General features: G+C 64.5%; 9 protein-coding genes. 5 read left to right on the top strand and 4 right to left on the bottom strand.

Annotated elements, in window-relative coordinates:
- Positions 1-771, top strand: a 771-nt coding sequence (locus tag Q4C89_RS11540; RefSeq protein WP_303102763.1) for a hypothetical protein, incomplete at its 5' end; no start/stop codon positions are given.
- A gap of 68 nt (positions 772-839) precedes the next feature.
- Here the strand turns inward: Q4C89_RS11540 and Q4C89_RS11535 are convergent.
- The gene (locus Q4C89_RS11535; RefSeq protein WP_303102762.1) at positions 840-1,088 is read right to left on the bottom strand and encodes a hypothetical protein; all 249 of its coding nucleotides are present in this window, start codon (positions 1,086-1,088) and stop codon (positions 840-842) included.
- A gap of 59 nt (positions 1,089-1,147) precedes the next feature.
- On the opposite strand from Q4C89_RS11535, the gene Q4C89_RS11530 reads away from it, so the two are divergent.
- Positions 1,148-2,233 carry a sorbosone dehydrogenase family protein gene (locus tag Q4C89_RS11530; protein ID WP_303102761.1) on the top strand — a complete coding sequence of 362 codons (1,086 nt, stop codon included), beginning with the start codon at positions 1,148-1,150 and terminating at the stop codon, positions 2,231-2,233.
- Between the two features lie 137 nt (positions 2,234-2,370).
- Positions 2,371-6,753 (top strand): SNF2-related protein, encoded by a 4,383-nt coding sequence (locus Q4C89_RS11525; RefSeq protein ID WP_303102760.1) that lies wholly within the window; start codon positions 2,371-2,373, stop codon positions 6,751-6,753.
- Between the two features lie 6 nt (positions 6,754-6,759).
- Here the strand turns inward: Q4C89_RS11525 and Q4C89_RS11520 are convergent, their stop codons facing one another.
- Positions 6,760-7,500 carry a metallophosphoesterase gene (locus Q4C89_RS11520; RefSeq protein WP_303102759.1) on the bottom strand — a complete coding sequence of 247 codons (741 nt, stop codon included), beginning with the start codon at positions 7,498-7,500 and terminating at the stop codon, positions 6,760-6,762.
- A 152-nt stretch (positions 7,501-7,652) separates the two neighbouring features.
- On the opposite strand from Q4C89_RS11520, the gene Q4C89_RS11515 reads away from it, so the two are divergent.
- Both Q4C89_RS11515 and Q4C89_RS11510 read left to right on the top strand, forming a co-directional pair.
- The gene (locus Q4C89_RS11515) at positions 7,653-8,039 is read left to right on the top strand and encodes an HsmA family protein (RefSeq protein ID WP_303102758.1); all 387 of its coding nucleotides are present in this window, start codon (positions 7,653-7,655) and stop codon (positions 8,037-8,039) included.
- Positions 8,040-8,301: 262 nt separating this feature from the next.
- Positions 8,302-8,763, top strand: a complete 462-nt coding sequence (locus tag Q4C89_RS11510) for an NUDIX hydrolase (protein ID WP_303102757.1) — start codon at positions 8,302-8,304, stop codon at positions 8,761-8,763.
- Positions 8,764-8,787: 24 nt separating this feature from the next.
- On the opposite strand, the gene Q4C89_RS11505 is transcribed toward Q4C89_RS11510, so the two are convergent.
- Both Q4C89_RS11505 and lepA read right to left on the bottom strand, forming a co-directional pair.
- Positions 8,788-9,600 carry a GNAT family N-acetyltransferase gene (locus Q4C89_RS11505; protein WP_303102756.1) on the bottom strand — a complete coding sequence of 271 codons (813 nt, stop codon included), beginning with the start codon at positions 9,598-9,600 and terminating at the stop codon, positions 8,788-8,790.
- Positions 9,601-9,669: 69 nt separating this feature from the next.
- Positions 9,670-11,215 (bottom strand): translation elongation factor 4 (gene lepA / locus Q4C89_RS11500; RefSeq protein WP_303102755.1); only part of this gene is annotated, 1,546 nt, incomplete at its 5' end.

Below are 11,215 nucleotides of genomic sequence, written 5' to 3'. Positions count from 1 at the left end.
TTCGCCCCGTTCGGGCAGCAGCGACAGCACGCGGGACAGCAGTTCGGGACGCATGGGGCGAGTGTAACGGACGGCGCGGGGGGCGGTGGCGGCTCACCCACAAGGCCTTCGGCCCGTTCACCCTCGCTTCACGGAAGAAAACCCACCCTTGGCCTTGACATGCCCGTGACGGATTGCTCGAAAGCTGTCGGCAGGAGGTCAAGCATGAAACAGCGAGAGGCAGTCGTTCTTTTTCTGGCCGCTCTCCTGGGTTCGCAGGCTTCGGCCCAGACCACCCGTTTAGAGACCTACCCTTCCGACACTTTCACGACCGCCGAGGGCACCTTCAACCTGCCGTTCGAGATAGGCAAGGTGAAAGTGACCGGCGACAACGGTCAGTTCGAGAAGGCGCGCGCCGTGACCAAGCCCTATGTGGACTACATGCAGGGCATTGTCAACGCGTATACCGGCAGGGAGAGAGAATGCTTCAATGGCGATTTCTTCTTCATGCCGGGGGCCACCGAAAGTGCTTTCCGGGCTTCCGAACAAGCCTTTCACAAGACCCTGACGGTCAGCGGCTTCAAGGGAAGCGACGGGTCAGGAAAATACGTCACCAAGAAGGCCATTCCCGCCAAGACCCTGAGTCAGAATCTGACAGGCAGCTTCTACATCTACAAACCCGTCTACGCCGCCAAGGGGAAGACCGCCGAGGCGCAGTATGTCCTCGGATTTTTCTTCGACAAGAACCTCAAGCAGGGCAGCATGATCAGCTGTCACTTCTTCGACCAGTGAACGAGGCCCCTGTCCGCTAGGGCCCTGACAAGGAAACGGCGCTGCTGCGGACGCTGTTTTTTCGGTTTTCAGTCCTGGGCTGTGGCCTGTGTCAGCGCTTCTTCGATGCCTTTGCCACGCCAGCCCGTTTCCACGTTTTGCACTTCGCCGCCCTCCCAGCGCAGGTGGGCACCGACGACCGAGCCGCCCGCGATGGCGAGGGCCGCCGCCTGCAACTCACGCGGAGCCGCCGGACACAGCCGCGCGGCGGCCTGGGCCAGGGCCGGGGCCAGGGGCAGGGGAGGACGGGTGACACGCACGCGGGCAGGCAGGTTCATGAGGCTTAGCCTAGCAAGGGGGTGGCCCCAGACCCGCCGAAATGTGCTGTTCTGAGCCTATGTTCAAACAGCTTATCTTCGCCTCCATGCTCGTCGGCTCTACGGCGGCGGCCCAAGCTCTCCCGGCTTTGCAGGCGCCGCAGGGGTTCAAGGTGGGCCTCTTCGCCGAAGGCTTCTCGCAGCCGCGTTTCATGACCCTCTCGCCGACGGGAGATGTCTTCCTGAGCGACTCGCGGGCCGGGACGGTGCTGATTTTGCCCGACAGGAACGGCGACGGACGTGCCGACCGCACCCTCACCTACGCTTCGGGCCTGAACCAACCGCATGGCCTCGCCTTTCACGGCGGTTATCTGTATGTCGCCAACACCGACGGCGTGGTGCGCTTTGCCTACAAGCCGGGCGACACCCGCGCCGGAGCGCCGGAAAAAATCATCAGCCTGCCCGCCGGGGGCCATTGGAGCCGCACCATCGTCTTCGGGCCGGACGGCAAGCTGTATGTCTCGACGGGCAGCACCTGCAACGTCTGCGAGGAAAACGACGCCCGCCGCGCCGCCGTGTGGGTTTACGACGCCGACGGCAAAAATGGCAAGCCTTACGCCACGGGCCTACGCAACGCGGTGGGGCTGGAATGGTTTGGCGGTACGCTCTACGCCAGCAACAACGGGCGCGACCAGCTCGGCGACGACCTGCCGCCTGAAGGGTTTTTCAAGCTCGGGGCGGGCGGTTTTTACGGCTGGCCCTACTGCTACACCACCCAGGCCGGGCAGCCGCAGGTCTGGGACCGCGATTTCGGCAAGAAGGACGCCGCCACCTGCCGCCGCGCCACGCCCGCCTTTGCCCTGACCACCGCCCACGCCGCGCCGCTGGGCATCGCCTTTTACACGGGCAAGACCTTTCCGGCGGCCTATCGGGGACAACTGTTCGCCGCGCTGCACGGCAGTTGGAACCGTTCTGAAAAGAGTGGCTACAAGGTGATTACCATTGACCCCAAGACGGGCAAGGTCAGTGATTTCCTGACAGGATTCCTGAGCGGGCAGACGACGCTGGGCCGCCCGGTCGACCTTCAGGTGATGCCTGACGGCGCCCTGCTGCTCACCGACGACGGCGAGGGCCGGGTGTGGCGGGTGCAGTACACCGGACGCTGACGCTTATCCCAACGGCCCCGATATTCCAGTCGCCTTCACGCTGCTGCCTCCAGTCTTCAAAAGCGCGCTAGACTACAGGATGTGTTTATTGCCGTCATGCTGGACTGCGCGCTTTTGCCGGGCGTGTGGGTGAAGCCTTGAAGCTCAGTCGTCTGCCGCACGGTTTCGCGCTCGACACGGCGGCCCAGGGGCTGGCGCTGCGCCGGGAAGCCGTGCAGGACATCACTCTGGCCTGGACGGCTCAGGGGTGGCGGGCCAGTGCCGCTGTGCTGGACGGCGGCCAGACCTTTCAGGCGATGGCCGAACTGACCGCGCCCCCCGAGCCGCGCCTGCTGGATTCGTCCTGCACCTGCGGGCGGCACCGCTGCCGTCATGTGGCGGCGCTGGTGCTGTCCACCGACCCGCCCGAGGGCCAGTCGCCCAGTCAGCCGCAGGCGGCCCAGCCGGTCGCGGCGGCTCCAGTCACCGAGGCGCTCGACCCCCGGCTCAAGCAGTGGCTGGCGGGGTTTGAAAGCGAACCCGACAACAGCAGCGGGCGCGGGCGGCAGTACGAACTGCGCTATGTACTGCGGGTACAGTCGGTCAGCCTGCAAGGGGGTCTGCCGGGCCAAAGTCGCCGCGCCGTGCTGGACGTGCAGCGCGTGCCGATGAAGGGCGGCGTCCCCAACCTCAGCGCCCCCGAACCCTACCCGCTGGCCCGCAAGGTGGGCGCGTGGCCCAGTTTCGTGCAGCGTGATTCGGACGCCCTGGAGCTGCTCAGTGTCTCGACCCGTCCCGCCCATGTGTCGGGGCGCTGGAACGACCCTCTGTACGCGCTGGTGGACCACCCCGCCACCGGGCTGCTGATCGGCACGTTACTCGACACCGGGCGGCTGTGCTGGGACGACGTGAGCGCTCCGCTGCGCCGCGCAGACAAGGTACGCGCTCAGCCCGCCTGGGTCACCGACGAAAGCGGTTTGCAATCGCCCGCGCTGGAACTCGAAGGCACGGATGACGCAGACGTGGCGCGGGTGTCGCAGGTGGTGCTGCCGCTGGGCCGACCCTGGGTGGTGGACACGGCGGCGCTCACGCTGGCCCCGGTCGAGGTGCCGGGGTCGCCCGCGCTGCTCGCCCGCTTTTTGACTGGCCCTAGTGTGCCGCCCGCGCAGGCTCCGGCGGTGGCCCAGGCCATGACCGCCGCCGCCCTCCCGATTCCTGCGCCGCTGACCGTCGGCACGCGCCAGGAGCGGCTGCCCTACACGCCCCGGCTGCACCTCAGCGGGCGCACGCTGACCTATCAAGACCTCTGGAATGGCGCGGGCCGCACCGAGAATTTCGCCGTCGCCGAGTTGCGCCCGGCTTACGGTGGGCACGAGTTGCGCGGGCCGACGACGGGCAAAGTCGTGACGGTGCTGAGCGAACAGACCGTCTTGCAGGTGCCCCGGCAGCGGGCCGCCGAGCAGCGGGCCGAACGTGCCTTCAAAGACCAGGGCTTCGTGCCGCTGGGTCAGGCTTTTCCCGAATACCTCTTTCCCGAAGCTGCGCAGGAGTTCTACACCCTGGGCGACGAAGAAGCCTGGCTGGAATTCATGCAGGAGGGCCGCGAGGCGCTGGAACGGCAGGGCATCGAACTCGTCATCCACCCCGATTTCCCGCTGCATTTTGCCGAGGTGGACGACTGGTACGGCGAGGCGCAGGAAGGCGGCGGCTGGTTCACGCTCGACCTGGGCATCGTGGTGGGGGGGCAGCGCATCAGCCTGCTGCCCGTGTTGGCGAACCTGATTGCCGCGCAGCCCGAACTGTTTACCCCAGGTGCGCTGGCGGAACTTGACGACGACGAACTGATTTTTGCTGCGCTAGACGACGGGCGCAAAGTGCCGCTGCCCGCTGGACGGGTGCGCTCCATTCTGGGCGTGCTGGTCGAACTGCACCTGCGCGAGTTGCCCCCTGGCCCGCTGCGGCTGCCTCTCTTGGACGCTGCCCGCCTCGCGGAACTGGAAAGCGCCCTGCAAGCCCGCTGGGTGGGCGCGGAGAAACTGCTCGACCTGGGCAAACGCCTGCGCGACTTCGGCGGTATTCGGGAGGTCGCGCCGCCTGCGGGCCTGCACGCCGAAATGCGGCCTTATCAGCTTCAGGGCCTCGCGTGGCTGCAATTTCTGCGCGAGTACGAACTGGGCGGGATTTTGGCGGACGATATGGGGCTGGGCAAAGCGCAGCCGCTGGACGCCAAAGTCTTGACCCCGCTGGGCTGGCGCGAAATGGGCCAGTTGCAGGTCGGGGACTATGTGATAGGCCAAAGTGGACAGCCGACGCAGATTGTCGGGGTCTATCCGCAGGGCGAGCGGCCCATCTACCGCCTGACCCTGACCGACGGGGCGACGGTGGAGGCCGACGAGGAACACCTCTGGCACGTCAACACGCCCGTTCGCAAGCGGCGCGGCCTGCCTGGGCGCACGTTGACCACCGCCCAGATTGCCGCCGACCTTCAGGACGCGGCGGGCAACCTCAAGCACTATTTGCCGCTGGTGGAGGCGGTGCAGTGGCCCGAACGCAAGCTGCCGCTCGACCCCTACACGCTGGGGGCACTGCTGGGAGAGGAAGCTGCTGACGCTGAACTGGTGACTACTGGATACGCGGCGGTCAACTCTGCCCTCCACCTTCAACCCTCTACGGCCCAGTTCTCGGCTTCAATGCGCGGCAATCCTGAACAACAGCAGATGCTGCGGCAACTCGGCCTCCACGGCAAGAGCGGGCGCGACAAGTTCATTCCGCCTGACTACCTGTTGGGCAGTCCTGAGCAACGGCTGGCGCTGCTGCAAGGCTTGCTGGACACCGATGGGCACGCGGGCGCAGTGGTGGAATACGTCAGCGTCTCTGAACATCTGGCGCGGGGCGTGGTGGAACTGGTGCAGTCCCTCGGCGGCGTGGCCCGCATTCGTCAGAAGGCCACGTCCCATACCTACGGCGGCGAGAAGAAGAGTGGCACCGCTTGGCGCGTCAGGCTCAAGCTGCCGCCTCACCTGGAGCCTTTCCGCTTGAGCAGCAAACGGGCCGCCTACCGTCCCCCGACCAAATACCCGCCCACACGCGGCATCAAGGCGGTGGAGTTCGTGGGCCACAAGCCCGCGCAGTGCATCGCTGTGGCGGCGGCTGACCACCTTTATGTCACCGAGGGCTATGTCGTCACCCACAACACCCTCCAAACCCTTGCCCACATCCTCAAGGAGAAGGAAGAGGGCCGCGCCGACCTCCCCACGCTGGTCATCGCGCCCACCTCGGTCATCGGCAACTGGCAGGCCGAGGCCGCCAAGTTCACGCCAGGGCTGCGGGTGCTGCTGCTGCACGGCAAGGACAGACACGCCGATTTCGACCAGATTCCGCAGGCCGACGTGGTGCTGACCACCTACCCGCTGCTCCCCCGCGACATCGACGAGTTGCGCCGTTTTCAGTACCACTTGGTCATTCTGGACGAGGCGCAGAACATCAAGAACAACAAGACGGCGGCGGCAAAAGCGGCGGGCAGTCTGGACGCTCGGCACCGACTGGCACTGACGGGGACGCCTCTGGAAAACCACTTGGGCGAACTCTGGTCACAGTTCAATTTCCTCGCGCCGGGGCTGCTGCACGACGAAAAGACCTTCCAGAAGCTCTACCGCACCCCGATTGAGAAAAGGGGCGATACGGCGCGGCAGGCCGCCTTGTCTGCCCGCGTGCGCCCCTTCATTCTGCGGCGCGAAAAGCGCGACGTGGCCCGCGAATTGCCGCCCAAAACCGAAATTCCGGTGCGGGTGACGCTGGAAGGCGATCAGCGCGACCTCTACGAAACCGTGCGCGTCACCATGCAAAGCCGCGTGCGCGAGGAATTGGCGGCGCGGGGGCTGGCCCGCTCGACCATCGCCATTCTGGACGCGCTACTCAAGCTGCGGCAGGCCGTCACCGACCCCCGACTGGTCAAGCTGGACGCCGCCCGCACCGTGGAAAGCAACGCCAAACTCGACTGGCTGGAAGGCAACCTCCCGCAGATGGTGGAAGAGGGCCGCCGCGTGCTGATTTTCTCCGGGTTTGCTACGCTGCTGGGCCACTTGGAAGAAACCTTGCAGCGCGAAAAGATTCCCTATTCCAAAATCACCGGGCAGACCAAGGACCGTCAGAAGCAGATTGACGCCTTCCAGAACGGCGAAACGCATGTCTTCCTGATTACGCTCAAGGCGGGGGGCGTGGGCCTGAACCTGACCGCCGCCGACACCGTCATTCACTACGACCCCTGGTGGAACCCCGCCGCCGAAGACCAGGCCACCGACCGCGCCTACCGCATCGGACAGGACAAACCCGTGTTTGTGTACAAGCTCATCGCGGCGGGCAGCGTGGAGGAGCGCATCCTGGACTTGCAGGCGCGGAAAGCGGCGCTGGCTCGCGGGGTACTGGACGGCGGCCTGACCGATGCCACCCAGCTGACCGTGCAGGATTTGGACCGACTCTTCGCTCCGCTGGAACTGGGAGAGGGCGCGGCAGACGAGGAGAGTGAACTGGTGGAGGGCTGAAGGCCTTCAGGGTTGTCCGATGCCCCGGCCCCGCATTTCTCCACTCCCCAGCAGCCCGGCAGTGAACTCTCCGAAAGGTGAGTTGACCCGCGCCCAGGCGATCGCCCCCGCCACGTCGTAGGCCACGGCACGAAATTCCACGTTCCAGTGCGGCCCCCGCCTTTCCAGCAGCGTCCAGCGGGCGCGGGGGTCGCCGTCCACCTGGTCGCTGACCGCGCCGCCGTTGACCACCAGCGTGTCACCCACCCGGGTCGCGCCAGGGCGGTGGGTGTGGCCACACAGCACGACTTCGGCCCCCAGCGGCCTCACCATCTGGCGCAGCTCGCGGGGGTCACGGCTGCGGTAGAAGCCGCCGTCGCCTTCCGGTTGCCAGACCCACAGCAGGCTCTCCCAAGCACTGTCCGGCGTGCCGTGACAGATGAACAGGCCGTCCTGTTGCCAGGTCAGCGGCAAAGCGGCGAGGCGCTGGCGGGTTCCCATGTCCACCTGGGTTTCCAACCACGCCCCGATGTGCTGGGAAAGCGGCGTCCGTCGTCCGCCGGGCCACCACTTTTCCTCGTTGTTGCCGCGCACTTCTACAGCCCCCAGTTCGGCCTGAAGCGCGGCGGCGCGGGCGGGGTCGGCGCTGCCCTCTATCTGGTCGCCCAGGTTTACGACGAGGTCGGGTGCGGCGGCTCTGATTTCTCTTAAAACAGCCTCCAATGCGTAGGCATTGCCATGAACATCCGAAATCACCGCCACTCTCACCCGCGCAGGCTAGCGCCCCGGCATGACGCAAAAGAAAAATTGTACGGTTAAATACATATATTTACCGACCGGTAAGTAAAATTGAGCCATGAAATCAAGGCAAGTACGGTGCTTGCCTTGCCTGCATTCCTTCCCACCAAGGAGAACCTGGCATGACCCCTATGTTGACCATCGCTATCGTTGCCATGACCACTGCCCTCATCTCCTACACCATCGGCGTGTGGGGCGAAAAACGCGCCGGAACCATCGAGCCCGTGCATCTTGCGGCCTTCTGGTTTGGTCTAATTTGTGACACTGCGGGCACCGAAATGATGCGCCGCATCGCCGAATCGGGCGGTACCCCCGGCGGTTTCGGCCTGCACGCCATTCTGGGCGCTCTGGCCCTGGTCCTGATGGCGATTCATGCGGTCTGGGCCACCGTGACCTACCTCAAGCAGAACCCCACTACCTTGCAAACCTTCCACCGCTTCAGCCTGAGCGTGTGGGGCCTGTGGCTGCTGCCCTACGTAGGCGGCCTGATTCTGGCAAACATGAAGTAAAAAACAGAGCCGTGCGGGAAAGGTCGCTGGGAGAAGGCCTTTCCTGCACGGCGTTTAGTGTGTTTGGAGCAGGTTGGACGGAATTGCACCGCCGTCACCCAGCGGTTGCTGGGCATCTTGCTGACTAGAAGAAACCTGCGTCGCGGGAAAGCCCAGTGGCTCACCCGTCTGAAAGATTATCCGTGTAGGCCGCCTGCCACATGCGCCAGATGGCGGAGTGGGGGGTACGCCGGATAAGGGAGGGGGCGGGTATGCTGGCGGGGTGACCCCTTCGCACCCCAGGCAATGCGCCGCGACCCTGCTCCAGGATGAAGCCGGGCGCATTCTTTTCATTCGCCAGAGCTACGGGAGACACTTCTGGGGATTCGCGGGCGGTGTGGTGGACAGCGCTGAAACCCCGCTGCAAGCTGCGGTGCGCGAGGTTAAGGAGGAAGTGGGGCTGGAGGTCAACCTCACAGGGATGATCGGCTGCTACCTGCTGACGGGCGGGGGTTGGCCTGACATTCAGGCGTATGTTTTTGTGGGAGAAAGCCACGGGACGGCGCTGCAACTTGACCCAGCCGAGGTGAGTGAGGCTGTGTGGCTTCCGCCTGAACACGCCCCGGATTTTCTCTTGCCCGATGTGGAGGCTGCGTTGCATGACTGGATGGGGGGACGAATGGGCGTCGTTCGCAACGTGACGCGCCGCTTCGCTTTGGCTGACTGGCTTTCACCTTTGCCCTGAGCCGCGTCGGGCAGCTTGGAGTGCTTAGGGCAGAGCAGGACGGAAATAGAGTTGACGTGCTTTCTCCCGCGAGCCATTGCGCTCGAAAACGCGGCGCATGGCATGATTTTCGGCCTCGGTGCGGCCCACATGCCATCCGAACTCCTGGGCGGCACGGGCCAGCAGATGCGCGTGCAAGCGTGTACCGGAGCCTTGGCTGCGCTTGGCTTCGCGTACGCCGATCAGGTCAATGCTGGCCCAGTCGGGACGACCACTGGGGCCGACTGCACCCAGTGCGGTGGGGTTTCCTGTCTCGTCCAGTAGAGCCACCAAGCGCCAGCTTTCGCCCAATTCCAAGTCGGCCTGTCCCAGTTCTGCCGCTAGAGCGCGAATGTCGGGACGCTCCAGCAGTTCTGCACCGCCTTCCAAGGCATTTGGGGCCAGTGTCCAACGGCGGGCGCTGAGGTCTGTTTCGTAAACCACTTGTTCGTCATCCAGTGTCCAGCCTGCAGCCAGGGCGGGAGCCGCGTCGGGCGGCGTATGGCCGCTGTCGAGCAAGAGAGTGCGCTCTGGAGCCAGTTCCAGCAGAGCGGCAAAGAACTGCTGGCGGGCAGAGGAGGCCGTGTCGGAGCGGGTTTGAATCAGCAGCGGAATGAAGGACTGAGGTGCCAGGGTGGCCACGCCCTCTACTCCCCGTTCAGAGCGCAGAATCACAAACTGGTCGGGACTGGCCTTGCCGTCAGCGACCCGCTGCAAAAAACGTTCCAGACGGGCCTGAACCTCGGCGGGGTCGGGATGCAGGACAAAGGCATCGGGAAGGGTGGCGAGCGTAGCGCGTTTAACGATTGAAGGAATCAAGGTGACCTCTCATGAGGTTTACTGGAGCGGACAGCCTGTCCTCATTCCATTTCTATGCTCAGGAGGCGCTTATTCCTCTGTACTCAGCACCGCCAGGAACGCTTCCTGCGGCACTTCCACCGTGCCGAACTGCTTCATGCGGGCGCGGCCCTTTTTCTGCTTTTCCAGCAGCTTCTTCTTACGGCTGATGTCGCCGCCGTAACACTTGGACAGCACGTCTTTGCGGTAGGCCTTCACCGTGGCGCGGGCGATGATCTTGCCGCCAATCACGGCCTGCACGGGGACGGGGAACAGCTGACGCGGAATGACTTCGGCCATCTTGTCCACGATTTTGCGGCCCAGCGAGTAGGTCTTGGTCTCGTGGACGATGACGGCGAGCGCGTCAATCACCTCGTTGTTCACCATGATGTCCACTTTGCGCAGGTCGCCCTCGCGGTAGCCGATTTGCTCGTAATCCATGCTGGCGTAGCCGCGTGAAATGGACTTGAGGCGGTCATGGAAATCGTACAGAATCTCGGCGAACGGCACCTCGTAGAGCAGCTCCACGCGCTTGCCGATGTAGTTCATCGTCTGCATGGAGCCGCGCCGCTCCTGCAACAGCTGCATGACTGGCCCCACATAATCTTCGGGCAGCATCACCGAGAGCTTGATGTACGGCTCCTCTACGTTTGCGATACGGTCACGGGTGGGAAATTCGGCGGGGTTTTGCGTCTCGAAAATCTCGCCGTTGGTCAGCGTGACGCGGTAAACCACGGCGGGCGCGGTGGCGATCAGGTCGAGGTCGTACTCGCGCTCCAGACGCTCCTGAATGATTTCGGCGTGCAGCAGCCCCAGGAAGCCGCAACGAAAGCCGAAGCCCAGCGCCTCGGAGGTTTCGGGTTCAAACGAGAAGGCCGCGTCGTTGAGCTTCAGCTTTTCCAGTGCCTCGCGCAGCTTGCGGTAGTCCTCGGTGTCGGTGGGGTAGAGGCCGCTGAACACCACGGGTTGCGCGGGCTTGAAGCCGGGGAACGGCTCGGCGGTCTGCACTTCGCGCCCGGTGATGGTGTCGCCCACCTGGGCGTCGTGGATGTCCTTGATGCTGGCGGCAATCCAGCCCACCTCGCCCGCGCCCAGCGTCTGCCCCACCACCAGACCGGGGCTGAAGGTGCCCACCTTGTCCACTTCAAAGTTTTTGCCCGCGTTCATGAGCCGGATGCCGTCTTTGGGCTTCATGGAGCCTTCCAGCACGCGCACGAACAGAATCACGCCCTGGTACGCATCGAAAAACGAGTCGAAAATCAGGGCCTTGAGAGGCGCTTCGGGGTCGCCACTGGGCGCGGGAATGCGCTCTACGATGGCTTCTAGAATGTCGGGAATGCCGATGCCCGTCTTGCCCGAAGCCAGCACCGCGTCGTCGGCGGGAATGCCAATCACTTCTTCCAGTTCGCGGGCGGCTCCTTCTGGGTCGGCGGCGGGCAGGTCAATTTTGTTGATGACGGGGACAATTTCCAAGTTGTTGTCGATGGCGAGGTAAGCATTCACGATGGTCTGCGCTTCCACGCCCTGCGAGGCGTCCACCAGCAGCAGCACGCCCTCACAAGCCGCGAGGCTGCGCGAGACTTCGTAGTTGAAATCC

It is taken from the genome of Deinococcus sp. (assembly GCF_030523985.1).
GTDB lineage: Bacteria > Deinococcota > Deinococci > Deinococcales > Deinococcaceae > Deinococcus.
Note: the sequence above shows the minus strand (reverse complement) of the source record. Positions and strands in the feature narration are given on the sequence as shown.